The sequence below is a fragment of the Geodermatophilus amargosae genome (genome assembly GCF_900116515.1).
Lineage (GTDB): Bacteria > Actinomycetota > Actinomycetes > Mycobacteriales > Geodermatophilaceae > Geodermatophilus > Geodermatophilus amargosae.
Window position 1 is genome coordinate 54,249 of sequence record NZ_FPBA01000023.1, and the last position, 14,694, is coordinate 68,942.

Consider the following 14,694-nt stretch of genomic DNA (forward strand, 5'->3'; position numbering starts at 1 on the left):
AGGTCAGGACGTCGGTCGTCGCCGCCGGCATGGGAGTCTGCCGACAGACCCCATCACGAGGAGGACACGTGGCAGGACCGACCCGGGGCTTCCTCGGCCGCAGCAGGCGCGAGCGCGACCCCCGCCTCCCACCCGGCCAGTACGACGTCGGCGCCGACTGGCCGGTGCTGACCGCCGAGCCCACGCCGCGCATCGCGCCGGAGACCTGGAGCATCACCGTCGACGGCCGGGTGGAGAACCCGGTCAGCTGGACCTGGGACGACGTCCACCGGCTGCCCGGGTCGGAGTACCGCGGCGACATCCACTGCGTCACCACGTGGTCGAAGTTCGACACGCAGTTCGCCGGCGTCAGCGTCGACACCCTGCTCGAGGCCGCCCGGCCCACCGCCGACGCGCACTTCGTCATGGCGACGGCCAAGACCGGCTACACCACCAACCTGCCGCTCGAGGACGTCACCGGTGGCAAGGCGTGGATCGTCTGGGAGTTCGACGGCGAGCCGCTGCCGATCGAGCACGGCGGCCCGGTGCGGCTGCTCGTGCCGCACCTCTACTTCTGGAAGAGCGCCAAGTGGGTCACCCGGCTGACCCTCCTGCAGCGCGACCAGCAGGGGTTCTGGGAGCAGAACGGCTACCACGACCGGGGCGACCCCTGGCGCGAGCAGCGCTACCAGGGTGACTGAGCCGGGAGGCGCGCGGGCCGGCACGGGCCCGCGCCTGCGGCGGGCACCCGCCGGGGGCTGGCGCACGGCCACCGTCCGCGAGGTCGACCGCCCCACCCCGCGCACGGTCCGGCTGCGGCTGGAGGTGCCCGACCGGGTCGACCACCTGGCCGGGCAGCACTACGTCGTCCGGCTCACCGCCGAGGACGGCTACCGCGCCCAGCGGTCCTACTCGCTGGCCTCCTCCCCGGGCGACCCGCTGGTCGAGCTGCTGGTCGAGCGGCTCGACGACGGCGAGGTGTCGGGCTACCTGGCCGACGTCGTCGAGCCCGGAGACGGCCTCGAGGTGCGCGGGCCGATCGGCGGCTGGTTCGTCTGGGAAGGCGAGGAGCCCGCGCTGCTGGTGGGCGGCGGCACCGGCGTCGTGCCGTTCGTGTCGATGCTGCGCACGGCGCGTGAGCTGGGCCGCGAGGACCTGCTGCGGATCGCCGTCTCCACCCGCACGGCGGCCGAGCTGCCCTACGCCGACGAGCTCCGCGGGGCCGGTGCGCTGGTGGTCACCACGCGCGAGCGCTCGGGGATCCGCCCGGCGGGCCGGCTGACCGCCGTGGACCTGGTGCCGCTGTGGGAGCCCGGCCAGACCGCCTTCGTCTGCGGGTCGACGCCGTTCGCCGAGGCGGCCAGCCAGCTGCTGGTCGGCCTCGGCGTGCCCGCGCCGGACATCCGCGTCGAGCGCTTCGGCCCCAGCGGCGCCTCCGGCTGACCGGGGCTCAGCGGCGGGAGCGCAGCCAGGAGCCCAGGGCCACCCCGGCCAGGGCCCAGAAGGCGCCCGCGCCGACGCCGGCGAGCACGATCCAGAAGGGGACGCTGAGCTCGTCGTCCACCGGGCGCGGCGTCGGGACGGGACCGGGTGCGTCGCTCATGGTGCCGAGCCTGGCCCGGTGCCGGGCCGGGGTCCAGCGGCGGCGGGCCGGGGACCGTGCCGGCTGCGGGGCTGCACGACAGCCCGCCCGGGGGCCGAGCGGTCCGTGACCTGGGTCGCGGACGATGATCGACGTCATGACGTCTGCCGTCCCGTCCGCCGTGGCAACCGCGCTCGAGGACGTCGACCCGGAGCTGCGTGCGGCGCTGCTGGCCTGCTGGACCGACGTCAGCAACGCCGGCGGCGCCGTCGGCTTCGTGCCGCCGGTGACCGAGGACGACGTCGTCCCCGCGCTCGACGCCCTGCTCACGCGGGTGGCGCAGGGCCGCGAGCGGGTGGTGGTGCTGCGGGTCGACGGCGAGCTCGCCGGCTGGGCGGTGCTGTCGCTGTCGGTCAGCCCGCTGCGCCGGCACTGGGCCACCGTGCTGCGCGTGCAGGTCCACCCCGCGCGGCAGGGGCAGGGCCTGGGCCGGGCGCTGATGACCGGCGTGCACGACGCCGCGCGGAGCCTGGGGCTGGAGATGCTGCACCTCACGGTGCGCGGCGGCTACGGCCTCGAGGGGTTCTACGCCGGGCTGGGCTACCAGGAGTTCGGCCGGATGCCCGGCGCCATCCGCGTGGCCCCGGGTGACGACCGCGAGGAGGTCCACCTCTTCGCGCGGCTCTGAGTCAGCCGGCGGCGGGGTCGGTCCCGTCGAGGGTCCCGCGGGTGGAGAGCACCGCGAGGCGGGCGAACAGCTCCTCGGCGTACCAGCCCTCCTGGGCGGTGCGCGTGACGACGGCGGCGTGCGGCGCCCGGTCGTAGGCGAAGGCGTTGAGCGACGCCCCGGAGTCCCAGACGCTGAAGGTGCCCTGCAGGCCCAGCGGCGCCTCGCCGATGCCGACGGCCATCCGCAGGCCCGGCGCCCGGTGCAGGTCGGCCGACACCGGCGGCACCGCCGACCAGAAGCGCGCCGCCCGCCGCAGCACCAGCCGCGCCCGCGTCACCGCGGCCACCGGCCCGTCCCAGCGCTGCGGCCGCGGGTCGCCGAACGGCTCGCGCCCCGACCACAGGCCGCGGGCCGCGAGCGGGCGCAGCCGGGCCGACCACTCCTCGTCGGCGATCCGGCGCCAGCTCGCGGCGACGGGGGAGTCCTCGAGCGCGTCCGCGGCGGCGTCGTCGTCCCAGACGGCCAGCAGGCCCCAGCGGCGGGGGTCGGCGTCGCGGACGGTGAAGGTCCGCCCGTCGCCGGTGCCCAGCAGCTTGGCGAACCGGAGGCCGGGCAGCCGGGCGAGCGCCGGCCGGCCGGTCGCCATCCGCAGCACCGCCCGGGGCACCGCCCGGCCGGGGACGCCCCACAGGTGCAGGGTCACCAGCGGGTGCGTGGTCACCGGCCCATCCTCCACGTCGTGTGCGGCGTCCGGGACGTCGCCGGTACGCCGGGGTCGGCTGCGTCGGCCGGTCGGTTGACGCGCCGGGGTGGGGGTAAGCGGCGCGCATGTCACGGGTGGAGGACGGGGAAGGCGACGACTGGACCCGTCCGGGGGTCGGATCGGACCCGGCCGAGGACCCGGAGGTCGCCGAGAAACCCGTCGAGGAGACGCTCACCCGGGCGATCGACGAGGGGCGGCGGCGCATCTCGCGCAAGACGTGGCCGCTGCTCGCCACGGGGGTGCTCGGGGGCATCGACGTCGGCACCGGTGTGCTCGCCCTGCTGTTCGTCGAGCACGAGACGCAGAGCGTCGTGCTCGCCGGCCTGGCCTTCAGCATCGGCTTCATCGCCCTGACCCTGGCGCGCAGCGAGCTGTTCACCGAGGACTTCCTCGTCCCCGTCACCACGGTCATCGCCCGGCAGGCCCGCTTCCGGATGCTGGTGCGGCTGTGGGTGGGCACGCTGGTCGCCAACCTCGTGGGCGGCTGGCTGTTCACCTACCTGATCATCAAGGGGTTCCCGCAGTTCGCCGACACGGCGATCAAGGCCGGCCACCACTACGTGCAGCTCGGACTGGGGGTGACGGCGTTCTCGCTGGCCGTCCTCGGCGGGACCGTCATCACCCTGATGACCTGGATGCAGCACACGACCGAGTCGCCGGGGCTCCGGCTGGTCCCCGCGGTCACCGGCGGCTTCCTCCTCGCCGGCGCCCAGCTGAACCACGCCGTCGTCAACTCGCTGCTGATGTTCGCCGCCCTGCACACCGGCCGTGCGCCGTTCGGGTACGTGGAGTGGGCGCAGACCGCGGGACTGGCGGCGGCGGGGAACATCGTCGGTGGGGTCCTGCTCGTCACGCTGCTGCGGGTCTTCCAGTCGCCGCACACCGTGCAGCGTGAGCGGGACAGGCCCGCGGTCGGCGTGGCGGTGGGGGACGACCGGCGACACGACCCCGCCGCACGCAGCGACCGACCGACGAGCGAGCCGGGGATCTGACCCGGAGCGGCCCCGCTGGTACGCGGCGAGGAGCCGAGCCGGCGGGCCGCGACCGCCGGCGACGACCGGTCCGTCGAGCCTCCGGCGCGGCCGGCGCCCCGGTCGGGACACTGTCGGCGTGATCGAGGTCGACGGGCTGACCAAGCACTACCGGACCCGGGTCGCCGTCGACGACGTCGGCTTCACCGTGCACCCGGGCCGGGTGACCGGTTTCCTCGGCCCCAACGGCTCGGGCAAGACGACGACGATGCGCTGCGTGCTGGGGCTGACCCGCCCGACGTCGGGGACGACGACGGTGCTCGGCGTCCCGTACCGCGACCTCGACGTCCCGATGCGCCGGGTGGGTGCCCTGGTCGACCCGCGGGCCCGCCATCCCGGGCGCACCGCGCACGCCCACCTCACCGCGCTGGCGCAGAGCAACCGGCTGGGCGCGTACCGGGTCGACGACGTGGTCGACCTCGTGGGCCTCGGCGCGGTGGCGCACGAGCGGGTGCGCGGCTTCTCCCTCGGCATGGCGCAGCGGCTGGGCATCGCCGCGGCGCTGCTCGGCGACCCCGAGGTGCTGCTGCTCGACGAGCCGGTCAACGGCCTGGACCCCGAGGGCATCCGGTGGGTGCGCGAGCTGCTGCGCGACCTCGCCGCCGAGGGCCGCACCGTGCTGGTGTCGAGCCACCTGATGAGCGAGATGGAGGACACCGCCGACCACCTGGTGGTGCTCGGCCGCGGCCGGCTGCTCGCCGACCTCCCGATGGCCGACCTGCTCGGCCGGCACGCCTCGGTGCGGGTGCGCAGCCCCCAGTTGACGCGGCTGGGCACCGCGCTGCGCCGGGCCGGCGCCGCAGTGTCGCCGGAGGCCGACGGCGCGCTGCGGGTCGAGGGGCTGGACCCGGCCGCAGTGGGCGACGTCGCCTTCGCCGCGGGGGTGCCGGTGCACGAGCTGTCCCCGGTGGTCGCCTCGCTGGAGGCCGCCTACCTGGAGCTGACCGGCGACGACGTCGAGTACCGCGCGGGGATGGCATGAGCGGAGTGCTGCGCAGCGAGTGGACCAAGCTGCGGATGCTGCGCTCGACCTGGTGGTGCAGCGCCGTGTACGTGCTCGTCGTCGGCGCGTTCGGCTGGCTGGCGGCCGCCACGACTCCCAGCGCCCCGACCGCCGACTCCGCCGTCGGGGTCGCGCTGATCGGATTCGCCTTCGGCCAGGTGGTGCTCGTCGTCCTCGGCGTGCTCGCGGTGACCGGCGACCTCGGCGGCCCCATGGCGCTGGCGTCGCTGGCCGCCGTGCCCCGGCGCACGCGGCTGCTGGCAGTCAAGACGGCCGTCGTAACGGTGTGGGCGGCGCTGCTCACCGCGCTGCTGGCCGCGGCGTGCGTCCTCGCCGCCCGGACGCTCGTCGCGGTCCCGGGCGGCGTGCCGGTCACCGACCCCGTCGTGCTGCGGGCCGCCGGCCTGCAGGTGGCCGGGGCCGCACTGGTCACCGTGCTGGCGGCGGGGCTCGGTGCGGTGCTGCGCTCGACGGCGGGTGCCGTCGGGCTGGGCCTCGCGCTGGTGTTCGTCGGCCCGCCGGCGCTCGCGCTGGCCGGCGGCGAGCTCGCTTCGCGGCTGTCGCAGGCGCTGCCGGCGCTGCGGGTGGGGGAGGACGCCTTCCTCGCCGTCCCGACCAGCTGGCCGGTCGGGCTCGCGGTGACCGTGGCCTGGGCGGTCGTGGCCTGGGCGCTCGGCGCGGGCCTGCTCGAGCGCCACGACGTCTAGCGCCCGCCGTCCGGAGCGGGCAGCATCCCCGGCGTCGCGCGAGTCCGAGGGAGCCCCCGATGCCCGCACCCGCCACCGTCGAGGAGTACCTCGCCGCGCTGCCCGAGGGGGCGCGGACGGCGCTCGAGCAGGTGCGGGCGGCCGTCCTGCGCGGCATGCCCGGGGCCACCGAGACCATCCGCTACGGCATGCCGGCCGCGATGCTCGGTGGCCGCTACGGCCTGCACTACGCCGCCTGGAAGCGGCACGCGGCGCTGTACCCGGTGCCGGTGTTCGACGGGGACCTGGAGGCCGAGGTCGCGCCGCACCGCTCGGGCAAGGACGCCGTCCACCTGCCCTACGGCCACCCGGTGCCCGCGGACCTCGTCGAGCGGGTGGCGGCGGCGGTGGCGGCCCGGCGCGGCTAGCGGGGGCCGAAGGCGGCCGCGCGGAAGGCGTCGAAGACCTCCGGCGGCGCGGGGGAGGACCACATCTGGCTGGTGAGCAGCACCGCGGTGGTCCCGGTGACCGGGTCGGTCCACCAGGTGCTGCCCAGGCCGCCGTCCCAGCCGAAGGACCGCGCGTGCCGGCCGCCGGGCTCGTCGGTGCGGCGCACGCCGAGGCCCAGGCCCCAGCCGCCGCCCTCGTCGTCGACCGGGCCGGCCTGCTCGGTGAGCATCGCGCGCACGGTGTCCTGCCGGAGCACGGGCTCCCCGCCGGCCACCAGCACCCGCGCGAGGACGGCGAGGTCGTCGACGGTGGACACCAGCCCGTCGCCGCCGTCGGGGAAGGCGGGCGGGGACGCCCACTGGCCGTCGGCGGGGTCGTAGAGGTCGCGGGCGCCACCGTCGCCCGGCGGCGTCCAGTGCGGTCCGAACCGGTCGCGCGCGGCCGCGGGCACGCCGAAGCCGGTGTCGGCCATCCCGAGCGGCGTGAGCACCCGCTCGGCGAGCACCTCGGGCAGCGGCCGGCCGGCGGCGCGGGCCACGAGGACGCCGAGCACGCTCGCGCCCGAGTGGTACAGCCAGCGCTCGCCGGGCTGGTACGCCAGCGGCACGGTGGCCACCCGGCGCAGCCACTCGTCGGGCGGGGGCGCGGCCTGCGGCTGCGGCGGGCCGGCGGGCAGGCCCGCCTCCCCCAGGGCGGCCACCGTCGGGGTGGGCCACGGCGCGGTGAAGTCGATGCCGAGGCCCAGGCGGAACGTGAGGACGTCGCGCACCGTGACCGCGCGGCGGGCCGGCACCGTGCCGGCGGAGGCGTCGGCGGGGTCGGCGAGCACCTGGCGGCCGGCGAGCTCGGGCAACAGCCGGTCCACCGGCTCGTCGAGGGCCAGCGTCCCGTCGTCGACGAGGGTGAGCGCGGCCGTGGCGACCACCGGCTTCGTCACCGAGGAGATGCGGAAGACGGTGTCGGGCCGCACCGCGTCCCCGCCGCCGGGGGTGTGCGTGCCCGCCGCGCCGCGGGCCACCTCGCCGTCGCGCTCCACCCGCCAGGCCGCGCCCGGCACCGCGTCGTCGGACACCGCCGCGCCGACGACCCGCTCGATCTCCTCCGCCAGTCCCATGTGCTGTCGACCGACCCGGGGACGCGGACTCATCGGTCGCGGGCCGCCCGGCGCAGCGCCGACCGGTACCGGGCGGTGGCCAGCCGCTGCGCGGCCCAGCTGACGGGAGGGACGGCACGGGCGGCGGGGGTGGCCAGCCGCGAGAAGACCCGGATGGTGACGACGACGTCGCCGCTGTCGGTGAGCCGCACGGTGAAGCACTCCTCGCCGCTCTCCGGGTGCCCCGGCAGCGTGCCGTAGGCGAAGCCGCGCTCGTCACCGGCGGTGGACGCCCACACGACGCGGCAGGGGATGTCGTAGCCCAGCCGCGGCAGCCCCGCGGTGAGGACGACGACCGTGCCGACCTCGCCCGCCGGGCCGGTGGCCCGCACCCGCAGTCCCGCGCTGCGCTGCGGCGCCCAGTCGAGGATGGCGGCGGCCACCCGCTCGAACGTCTCCCGGCCGGTGCCGACGACCTCGGTCCACCCGCCGGGCCGGTAGCCGGGGGGCAGCTCGGGGGCGCGGGTGGCGCCGACCTCGGCATAGGTGAGCGGCGCGTCACGGAGGCCCTCGGGCGACGCGGCCCGGAACAGGCCCATGACCCCAGTGTGGACCGGCGTAGGTTGTCCGGCACTGTGCTGCCCGCCGTCACCGCCACCCGCTACGTCACCCCGCTGCGCGAGGGTGGCTCGCTGCCCGGGCTCATGGAGGCCGACGACCTCGGGACCTACGTGGTCAAGTGGCGTGCAGCCGGCCAGGGCGTGCGCGTGCTGGTGGCCGAGGTCGTGTGCGGCGAGCTGGCGCGGGCGCTCGCCCTGCCGGTGCCCGCGCTGGTCACCGTCGACGTCGTCCCGGAGCTGGCCGTCGGCGAGCCCGACCAGGAGGTGCAGGAGCTGCTGCAGCGCTCGGCCGGGCGCAACCTCGGGCTGGACTACCTGCCCGGCGCGCTCGACTTCGAGGCCGGCGTGGGCGAGGTCGATCCCGAGCTGGCCGGCCGGGTGCTGTGGTTCGACGCGCTCGTGGGCAACGTCGACCGGTCCTGGCGCAACCCCAACATGCTGTTCTGGCACGGCCGGCTGCAGCTGATCGACCACGGCGCCGCGCTGACCTTCCACCACTCCTGGCCGGGCGCGCAGGCCGCCGTCGCACGTCCCTACGACGCCTCGCAGCACGCCCTCCTCGAGTGCGAGCCCGACCTCCGGGCCGCCGACGCCGCCCTCGCCGGCCGGGTCTCCCGCCCGGTGCTGGAGGCGGTGCTCGCCCAGGTCCCCGACGAGTGGCTGGAGGACGAAGGACCCCGCTCTCCCCACCCCTCGCACGCTCGGGGCGGTGCCCTCGCCGGGGTCACCGACCGGTCACCGACCCCCGGCGAGGTCCGCGAGTGGTACGTCGCCTGGCTGTCCGCGCGCCTCGCCGCCCGCGACGCCTGGCTGCCCGGCGTGGTCGCCGCGGCCGCCGCCGGGGGGAGCCGCCGCCGGGCGCCGCGCGGGGAGAACCGTCCCTCCTGGCTCGGCCCACCGCCGCCTCCCGGGGTGCGTCAGCGGTGAGCCGGGACACCTTCGAGTACGCCGTCCTGCGGGTGGTGCCGCGGGTCGAGCGAGGCGAGGCGTTCAACGCCGGCGTCCTCGTCTACTGCCGGCAGCGCGACTACCTGGGCAGCCGGGTGCACCTCGACGTCGACCGGCTGCGCGCGCTGGACCCGACCGCCGATCCCGACGCGATCGTCCGGGCGCTGCAGGCCGCCGCCGACGTCTGCGCCGCCGCCCCCGCCGCGGGGGCGGCCGGGCGGGAGGGGCTCGGCTCGCGGTTCCGCTGGCTCACCGCGCCGCGGAGCACGGTCGTGCAGCCCGGTCCGGTGCACACCGGCCTCACCGAGGACCCCGACGCCGAGGCCGACCGGCTGCTGCGGCTCCTCGTCCTGCCGGTGGCCGAGTGAGCCCGGGTTCACAGCCGACTCACAGGTCACTCGGCTTTCACCTCTCGGCCACCTGATCACGGCGGTCGGCTGCCTAGCGTTCGGGAGCCCTGTCACCCGTCCGAAGGATCCCGATGACGGACCTCGCCGGCCCCCGCCGCCGTCTACTGCCGCTGCTGAACCAGGTGCGGCACAGCTCCCGCAGTCACGTGACCTGCCACTACAAGTGCGGCAACGCCTGCGACGCCCCGGTCCCCAACAAGACCGACAACCCGACGTTCGAGTCGGTGGTGCAGGCCTCGCTCAGCCGCCGCACCCTCCTCAAGGTGGCCGGGACGGGGGCGCTCGTCGTCGCCGCCGCGCCGCTGTTCCCCCAGGAGGCCGCCGCGACCCCCGGGCACCCCCGGGGCGGCCCGGGCACGGACGGAGCGCTGACCTTCCAGCCCGTGCAGCAGAACTTCCTGGACGAGCTGGTCGTGCCGGCCGGCTACGGCTACGCGGTGGTCATGCGCTGGGGCGACCCGGTCGAGGACGGGGCGCCGCCCTTCGACGTCGACGCCCAGACGCCGGACGCCCAGGCCAAGCAGTTCGGCTACAACTGCGACTTCATCGGCTTCCTCCCGCTGAACCGCAACAGGGCGCTCCTGGTGGTCAACCACGAGTACACCGACGAGCAGCTCATGTTCGGCGGGGTCGCCGACGAGGAGGGCGCGGGGGACATCACCGACGAGCAGAAGCGCGTCGCGATGATGGCGCACGGCATCTCCGTCGTGCAGGTCAAGCGGTCGGGGAACTCGGGCATCTGGCAGCCCACGCGCCAGCTCGACCGCAACCGGCGGATCACCACCGCCACGCCCTTCCGGCTCACCGGGCCCGCGGCCGGGTCGCAGTACCTCCGCACCAGCGCCGACCCGGCCGGCCGGACCGTCCTGGGCACGCTCAACAACTGTGCCGGTGGCATCACCCCGTGGGGGACGACCCTGCACGGCGAGGAGAACTTCAACCAGTACTTCGGCACCTCCGCTCCGATCACGGAGAACCCGGCCGAGCCGCGACTGGGTCGCTACGGGGTCAGCGCGGAGGACGCCCCCACCCGCCGCTGGGAGACGGTCGACCCCCGCTTCGACCTGTCCCGGGAGCCCAACGAGGTCAACCGCTTCGGTTGGGTCGTCGAGGTCGACCCCCACGACCCCACCTCGACGCCGCGGAAGCACACCGCGCTGGGGCGGTTCAAGCACGAGGGCGCCAACATCCAGATCGCCGAGGACGGGCGGGTCGTCGCCTACTCCGGCGACGACGAGCGGTTCGACTACGTCTACAAGTTCGTCTCCAAGCGGCGCTTCGACGCGGGCCGGGGCCACCGTGCCCGCGCGCACAACATGACGCTGCTGGAGGAGGGCGACCTCTACGTCGCCCGCTTCACCGGGGACTCGCCGGCGGCGGAGATCGACGGCAGCGGCCGCCTGCCCTCGGACGGCGAGTTCGACGGCACCGGCACCTGGGTCCCGCTGGTGGAGGACGGGCGGTCCATGATCGCGGGCAAGGACGTCGCCTGGGTGCTCACCTTCACCCGGCTGGCGGCCGACCGGCTCGGCAAGCAGCTGGACGCCGCCGGCGACTTCCCCGACCCGGCTGCCCCCGTCGTCGTGGACGCCTCGAAGGTGCCCACGCGGATGGACCGGCCCGAGGACATCCAGGTCAACCCGGTGAACGGGCGGGTGTACGCCGCGCTCACGAACAACTCCAACCGCACCGGTGCGGGCGGACGCCCCGGCGCGGACGAGGCGAACCCGCTGACCCGGTCGTTCGCCTTCGACACCGGGTCGGGCACCTACGAGGAGCGGGCGGGCAACCGCAACGGCCACGTCATCGAGTGGGAGGAGACCGGCTCGATCGCCGGGGACACCTTCACCTGGCGGGTCTTCCTCCTGGCCGGCGATCCCGAGGACCCGGGCACCTACTTCGCCGGGTACGACAAGTCGCAGGTGAGCGCCATCTCCTGCCCGGACAACCTGGAGTTCGACCACGCGGGCAACCTGTGGATCTCCACCGACGGGAACGTGCTCTCCACCCGCAACCAGGAGGCCGGGACGGTCGCCGGCACCAACGACGGGCTGTTCGCCGTCCCGGTCGAAGGCTCCGAGCGTGGCCACCTCAAGGCGTTCCTGACCGTCCCGCTGGGCGCCGAGTGCAGTGGCCCGCTCATCCCGGAGGACGGCCGCTCGGTCTTCGTGTCCGTCCAGCACCCGGGGGAGACCACCGGCTCGACCCGGGACACGCCCTCCAGCGTCTGGCCCGACCGGCTCGCTGTCCGGCCCTTCCCCCGGCCCAGTGTGGCGGTCGCCTTCCGGCACGACGGGGGCCGCGTCGGCGCCTAGCCGGTGTAAGTGACGGGCCGGTGTGAGCGACGGGCCGGTGTGAGCGACGGGCCGGTGTCGGGCGATCCCCGCGCCGGCCCGTCGCTAGGCGGGCAGCAGCTCGTCGATCCGGCGGGCGAGCTCGAGGTCGAGGGCGCTCACGCCACCCTCGGAGTGGCTGACCAGCGTCAGGTGCAGCGTCCGCCAGCGTAGGTCGACGTCGGGGTGGTGGTCCAACTCCTCGGCGACGTCGGCGATCGCCACGATGCGCGCCACCGCGGCCCGGAACGAGGCCAGCTGGACCGTCCGGTGCAGGCCGTCGACGTCCCCGGACCACAGCGGCAGGGCGCGCAGGCCCGCCGTGACCTCGTCGGGGGACAGGCGCGGGGGCCGGGGCACGTCGGGCGCTCCTAGAGGTGCAGGCCGCACTCGGTCTTGCCGCGGCCGGCCCAGCGTCCCGCGCGCGCGTCCTCGCCGGGTGCGACCGGGCGGGTGCAGGGGGCGCAGCCGATCGAGGCGTAGCCGATCTCCTGCAGCGGGTTCACCGGCACCTGGTGCTCGGCGATGTAGGCGTCGACGTCGTCCTGGGTCCAGGCCGCCAGCGGGTTGACCTTGACCATCCCGCGCTTGGCGTCCCAGTCGACGACCCTCGTGCCCGCGCGGGTGGCCGCCTCGTCGCGGCGGACACCCGAGCCCCACGCGACGTAGCCGGCCAGCGCGGTGGCCAGCGGCTGGACCTTGCGCAGCGAGCAGCACAGGTCCGGGTCGCGGTCGTGCAGCGCCGGGCCGTGCTCGGCGTCCTGCTCGGCGACGGTCAGGGGCGGCGTCACGTTCACCAGGGTGATGGGCAGGACGCTGCTGAGCCAGTCGCGCGTGCCGATCGTCTCGGCGAAGTGGTAGCCGGTGTCGAGGAAGACCACGTTGACGCCGGGGACCGCCCGGGAGGCCAGGTGCGCGAGCAGCCCGTCGGCCATCGACGAGGTGACGGCGAAGTCGTCGCCGAAGGTCTCCCCGGCCCACTGCAGCACGGCGAGGGCCTGCTCGACGGGGTCGGCGATGCCCTCGAAGCGGGCGTCGGCCTCGGCCGCGAGCTCCGGCGTCGCACGGACGGCGGTCGTCATGCCTGCACTCCTGTCCCGGTGAGCCGGACGGTGAAGGTCCGCAGGCACGCGGCGCAGTGCCACTCGCCCCCGTCCCCGTGCGGGGTCAGCTCCTCGTCCCCGCAGTACGGGCAGTGGAACACCGGCAACTGGCGCTGCCTTCCCGTCGGGGACGCATCCTCCTCCGTCACAGCAGCTCCGTCACAGCAACCAGGCCTCCTCGGCGCGGGAGACGTAGTGGGCGAAGGACTCGCCGGGGGTGCGCCGCTCGAGGAACCCACGCAGCAGCCGCTCGCAGTAGTCGGCGGTCTCGGCCTTGGTCACCTTGTGGCCGCGGAACTTGCGGCCGAAGGTGGCCTCCACGCCGAGGTGGCCGCCGAGGTGTACCTGGAAGCCCTCGACCATCTCGCCGTTGTCGTCGCGGACCATCGAGCCCTTGAAGCCGATGTCGGCGGTCTGGAACCGGGCGCAGCTGTTCGGGCAGCCGTTGACGTTGATCCCGATGGGGGTGTCGAACTCCGGCAGCCGCTTCTCCAGCTCCGCGTAGAGGTCCTGGGCGTGCTGCTTGGTCTCGACGATCGCGAGCTTGCAGAACTCCAGGCCGGTGCAGGCCATGGTCCCGCGGCGGAACGCGCTCGGGCGCACCTGCAGGTCGTGCGCGGCCAGGGCCTCGACGAGGTCCTCGACCCGCTCGTCCGGCACGTCCAGGATGACCAGCTTCTGCTGCGTCGTCGTCCGGATGCGTCCCTGCCCGTACTCGTCGGCGAGGTCGGCGATCGTGGTGAGCAACGAGCCGCTGATCCGGCCGGTGCGCAGCGCGAAGCCGACGGCGTTGCGGCCGTCCTTCTGCTTCGAGACGCCGACGTGGTCGCGCTGGTCGTGCTTCGCCGGGGCGGGCGCCGGGCCGTCGGGCAGCGCCTCGCGCAGGTACTCGTCCTGCAGCACCTGGCGGAACTTCTCCGGGCCCCAGTCGGCCATCAGGAACTTGATCCGGGCGCGGTTGCGCTGCCGCCGGTAGCCGTAGTCGCGGAAGACCGAGGTGCAGGCGGCCCACACGTCGGTGACCTGGTCGGGCCGGACGAAGACGCCGATCCGCTGCGCGAACATCGGGTTGGTGGACAGGCCGCCGCCGACCCACAGGTCGTACCCGGCCTCGCCCGCCTCGTTCACCACGCCGACGAAGGAGACGTCGTCGATCTCGGGCTCGGTGCAGTGGTCGACGCAGCCCGACATCGACGTCTTCCACTTGCGCGGCAGGTTGCTGAACTCGGGGCTGCCCACGTACTTCGCCACGGTCTCGGCGATGACGTCGGTGGCGTCGAGGACCTCGTCCTCGAGGATCCCGGCGAGCGGGCAGCCGAGCATCACCCGCGGCACGTCCCCGCAGGCCTCCATCGTGCTCAGGCCGACCGACTCGAGCCGCCGCCAGATCTCCGGCACGTCCTCGATGCGGATCCAGTGGTACTGGACGTTCTGCCGGTCGGTGACGTCGGCGACGTCGCGGCCGAACTCGGTGCTGATGCCGCCGAGGACCCGGAGCGCCTCGCTGGTCAGCTGCCCGCCGTCGATGCGGGCCCGCATCATGAAGTAGGAGTCCTCGAGCTCCTCCGGCTCCAGCACGGCGGTCTTGCCACCGGGGATGCCCTGGGCGCGCTGGGTGTAGAGACCCATCCAGCGCATCCGGCCGCGCAGGTCACCGGCGTCGATGCCGTCGAAGCCGGTCTTCGAGTAGATGTCGAGGATCCGCTGACGGACCTCGAGCCCGTCGGAGTCCTTCTTCATCCGCTCGTTCGGGTTGAGCGGCTCTCGGTAGCCGAGCGCCCACTGGCCCTGGCCGCGGACGGGCCGGCTGGAACGGGGAGGAGCGGACACGGTGCACTACTTCCTGCGTCGTCCACGCCGGTTCGCCCAGGCGCGGGGGCGCTGCCAGGTCGGGTCGCGGCTCACACCGCGGGGGAGGACTGGTGGTCAGCGCGCGGCGCGACAGGCGGCGCTGCTGACGAGGGCGAGGTCGATGTGCAGACGCGCGACGAGCAGACTGCCGCGATCCGTCACGCCTCCGATG

At 75.1% G+C, this 14,694-nt stretch carries 17 protein-coding genes; 10 read left to right on the plus strand and 7 right to left on the minus strand.

Annotation, left to right across the window (positions count from 1 at the left end; all coding sequences use genetic code 11):
- Positions 1-68: 68 nt before the first annotated feature.
- Both BM414_RS22675 and BM414_RS22680 read left to right on the plus strand, forming a co-directional pair.
- On the plus strand, positions 69-680 hold the full coding sequence (locus BM414_RS22675) for a sulfite oxidase-like oxidoreductase (protein ID WP_093583228.1): 612 nt from the start codon (positions 69-71) through the stop codon (positions 678-680).
- Positions 673-1,422 (plus strand): FAD-binding oxidoreductase, encoded by a 750-nt coding sequence (locus BM414_RS22680; protein WP_245784921.1) that lies wholly within the window; start codon positions 673-675, stop codon positions 1,420-1,422. Before BM414_RS22675 ends, BM414_RS22680 begins: the two co-directional genes overlap by 8 nt.
- 7 nt (positions 1,423-1,429) lie before the next feature.
- On the opposite strand, the gene BM414_RS29640 is transcribed toward BM414_RS22680, so the two are convergent.
- Positions 1,430-1,582, minus strand: coding sequence for a hypothetical protein (locus BM414_RS29640; RefSeq protein WP_175551744.1), 153 nt, complete (start codon positions 1,580-1,582; stop codon positions 1,430-1,432).
- Between the two features lie 136 nt (positions 1,583-1,718).
- Between BM414_RS29640 and BM414_RS22685 the strand changes: the two genes are divergently transcribed.
- A complete protein-coding gene (locus tag BM414_RS22685) occupies positions 1,719-2,249 on the plus strand; it encodes a GNAT family N-acetyltransferase (protein WP_093583315.1) in 531 nt (176 codons plus the stop codon).
- Between the two features lies 1 nt (position 2,250).
- Here BM414_RS22685 and BM414_RS22690 read toward each other — a convergent pair whose 3' ends face one another.
- Positions 2,251-2,952, minus strand: coding sequence for a monooxygenase (locus BM414_RS22690; protein ID WP_093583230.1), 702 nt, complete (start codon positions 2,950-2,952; stop codon positions 2,251-2,253).
- Between the two features lie 107 nt (positions 2,953-3,059).
- Between BM414_RS22690 and BM414_RS22695 the strand changes: the two genes are divergently transcribed.
- The 4 genes from BM414_RS22695 (at position 3,060) to BM414_RS22710 (ending at position 6,142) form a co-directional block, all read left to right on the plus strand.
- Entirely contained in the window at positions 3,060-3,986 is a 927-nt protein-coding gene (locus tag BM414_RS22695) for a formate/nitrite transporter family protein (RefSeq protein WP_093583232.1), read from the plus strand.
- A gap of 118 nt (positions 3,987-4,104) precedes the next feature.
- The gene (locus BM414_RS22700) at positions 4,105-5,007 is read left to right on the plus strand and encodes an ATP-binding cassette domain-containing protein (RefSeq protein ID WP_093583234.1); all 903 of its coding nucleotides are present in this window, start codon (positions 4,105-4,107) and stop codon (positions 5,005-5,007) included.
- Entirely contained in the window at positions 5,004-5,735 is a 732-nt protein-coding gene (locus tag BM414_RS22705; RefSeq protein WP_139245988.1) for a hypothetical protein, read from the plus strand. The genes BM414_RS22700 and BM414_RS22705 overlap by 4 nt, the downstream gene beginning before the upstream one ends.
- Positions 5,736-5,794: 59 nt before the next feature.
- Positions 5,795-6,142: an iron chaperone gene (locus tag BM414_RS22710; protein WP_093583238.1), complete on the plus strand. Its 348-nt coding sequence runs from the start codon at positions 5,795-5,797 to the stop codon at positions 6,140-6,142.
- Here the strand turns inward: BM414_RS22710 and BM414_RS22715 are convergent.
- Together BM414_RS22715 and BM414_RS22720 are read right to left on the minus strand one after the other, a co-directional pair.
- Positions 6,139-7,278 carry a serine hydrolase domain-containing protein gene (locus tag BM414_RS22715; RefSeq protein ID WP_175551745.1) on the minus strand — a complete coding sequence of 380 codons (1,140 nt, stop codon included), beginning with the start codon at positions 7,276-7,278 and terminating at the stop codon, positions 6,139-6,141. The genes BM414_RS22710 and BM414_RS22715 overlap by 4 nt on opposite strands.
- Before the next feature lie 29 nt (positions 7,279-7,307).
- A complete protein-coding gene (locus BM414_RS22720) occupies positions 7,308-7,856 on the minus strand; it encodes a DUF1990 domain-containing protein (protein ID WP_093583242.1) in 549 nt (182 codons plus the stop codon).
- Between the two features lie 24 nt (positions 7,857-7,880).
- On the opposite strand from BM414_RS22720, the gene BM414_RS22725 reads away from it, so the two are divergent.
- From BM414_RS22725 to BM414_RS22735, 3 genes are all read left to right on the plus strand, one after another.
- Positions 7,881-8,804, plus strand: coding sequence for a HipA family kinase (locus BM414_RS22725; protein WP_245784922.1), 924 nt, complete (start codon positions 7,881-7,883; stop codon positions 8,802-8,804).
- The gene (locus tag BM414_RS22730) at positions 8,801-9,193 is read left to right on the plus strand and encodes a DUF3037 domain-containing protein (RefSeq protein WP_093583246.1); all 393 of its coding nucleotides are present in this window, start codon (positions 8,801-8,803) and stop codon (positions 9,191-9,193) included. The genes BM414_RS22725 and BM414_RS22730 overlap by 4 nt, the downstream gene beginning before the upstream one ends.
- Positions 9,194-9,306: 113 nt before the next feature.
- The gene (locus tag BM414_RS22735; RefSeq protein WP_093583248.1) at positions 9,307-11,550 is read left to right on the plus strand and encodes a PhoX family protein; all 2,244 of its coding nucleotides are present in this window, start codon (positions 9,307-9,309) and stop codon (positions 11,548-11,550) included.
- Positions 11,551-11,634: 84 nt separating this feature from the next.
- Here BM414_RS22735 and BM414_RS22740 read toward each other — a convergent pair whose 3' ends face one another.
- The 3 genes from BM414_RS22740 to BM414_RS22750 form a co-directional block, all read right to left on the minus strand.
- On the minus strand, positions 11,635-11,928 hold the full coding sequence (locus BM414_RS22740; RefSeq protein ID WP_093583250.1) for a 4a-hydroxytetrahydrobiopterin dehydratase: 294 nt from the start codon (positions 11,926-11,928) through the stop codon (positions 11,635-11,637).
- 11 nt (positions 11,929-11,939) lie between these two features.
- Positions 11,940-12,650, minus strand: coding sequence for a phosphoadenylyl-sulfate reductase (locus BM414_RS22745; protein ID WP_093583252.1), 711 nt, complete (start codon positions 12,648-12,650; stop codon positions 11,940-11,942).
- Positions 12,651-12,830: 180 nt separating this feature from the next.
- Positions 12,831-14,501: a nitrite/sulfite reductase gene (locus BM414_RS22750; RefSeq protein ID WP_093583254.1), complete on the minus strand. Its 1,671-nt coding sequence runs from the start codon at positions 14,499-14,501 to the stop codon at positions 12,831-12,833.
- Positions 14,502-14,694 lie beyond the last annotated feature (193 nt).

What these genes read in the sequence shown, in the direction of transcription:
- BM414_RS22715 (WP_175551745.1), bottom strand. Translation starts at nt 7,278, where the DNA reads ATGGGACTGGCGGAGGAGATCGAGCGGGTCGTCGGCGCGGCGGTGTCC.
- BM414_RS22695 (WP_093583232.1), top strand. Translation starts at nt 3,060, where the DNA reads ATGTCACGGGTGGAGGACGGGGAAGGCGACGACTGGACCCGTCCGGGG.
- BM414_RS22720 (WP_093583242.1), bottom strand. Translation starts at nt 7,856, where the DNA reads ATGGGCCTGTTCCGGGCCGCGTCGCCCGAGGGCCTCCGTGACGCGCCG.
- BM414_RS29640 (WP_175551744.1), bottom strand. Translation starts at nt 1,582, where the DNA reads ATGAGCGACGCACCCGGTCCCGTCCCGACGCCGCGCCCGGTGGACGAC.
- BM414_RS22735 (WP_093583248.1), top strand. Translation starts at nt 9,307, where the DNA reads ATGACGGACCTCGCCGGCCCCCGCCGCCGTCTACTGCCGCTGCTGAAC.
- BM414_RS22705 (WP_139245988.1), top strand. Translation starts at nt 5,004, where the DNA reads ATGAGCGGAGTGCTGCGCAGCGAGTGGACCAAGCTGCGGATGCTGCGC.
- BM414_RS22745 (WP_093583252.1), bottom strand. Translation starts at nt 12,650, where the DNA reads ATGACGACCGCCGTCCGTGCGACGCCGGAGCTCGCGGCCGAGGCCGAC.
- BM414_RS22710 (WP_093583238.1), top strand. Translation starts at nt 5,795, where the DNA reads ATGCCCGCACCCGCCACCGTCGAGGAGTACCTCGCCGCGCTGCCCGAG.
- BM414_RS22685 (WP_093583315.1), top strand. Translation starts at nt 1,719, where the DNA reads ATGACGTCTGCCGTCCCGTCCGCCGTGGCAACCGCGCTCGAGGACGTC.